This window comes from Streptomyces coryli (assembly GCF_011044975.1).
GTDB classification, from domain to species: Bacteria; Actinomycetota; Actinomycetes; order Streptomycetales; family Streptomycetaceae; genus Streptomyces; species Streptomyces coryli.
In genome coordinates, this window is record NZ_JAAKZV010000598.1 from 1 (window position 1) to 605 (window position 605).

Sequence of the window (605 nt, forward strand, 5' to 3'; positions counted from 1 at the left end):
TCATGTCTCGTGGGCTCGGACATGTGTATTAGAGGCAGCTTTACAACCGTCCCTCCCGCTGCGTCGTCTCTGGGGCAGTCCCAGTCCTCCGTCCGGCGTGGAAGAGGGAGCGAAGGCATGCGTAGAGCACTGATCGCGGTGGGTACGGCGGTGGCTGCGGGGGCGGCGGTCGTCGCAGTGCCGGCGGCGGCCGGGGCCACCGGCACCCCGACGTGTAAGACGTCGCAGCTCAGCGCCGCCATCGGCGGCCAGGAGGCCGGGGCGGGGCACGTCTACCGGCACCTGGTGCTGACCAATAAGGGCTCGAGCGCCTGCGCCCTGAAGGGCTTCCCGGGCGTATCGCTGCTGGATTCCGCCGGGAAGCAGATCGGCCCGGCGGCGACGCGCGAGAGCAAGAGCTACGGGACGGTGACGATCGAGCCGGGCGGCACGGCGAGCAACACCCTCCACACGCTCAACCGGCACGGTAAGTGCCTGCCGGCCTCGGCACAGGTGCGGGTGTATCCGCCGGCCAACAAGGCCTCGATCGAGATCCCGGGCGAGATCACCATCTGCGGGAACGTCTTCAGCATCAGCCCGCTGGCGGCGGGGGCGGGCGGTAATCC

At 69.8% G+C, this 605-nt stretch carries 1 protein-coding gene; it reads left to right on the top strand.

All coding sequences use genetic code 11. The features are described from left to right. Positions 1-117 precede the first annotated feature (117 nt). Positions 118-605: DUF4232 domain-containing protein (locus G5C51_RS42380; protein WP_165246279.1), on the top strand; the 488-nt coding region annotated here is incomplete at its 3' end.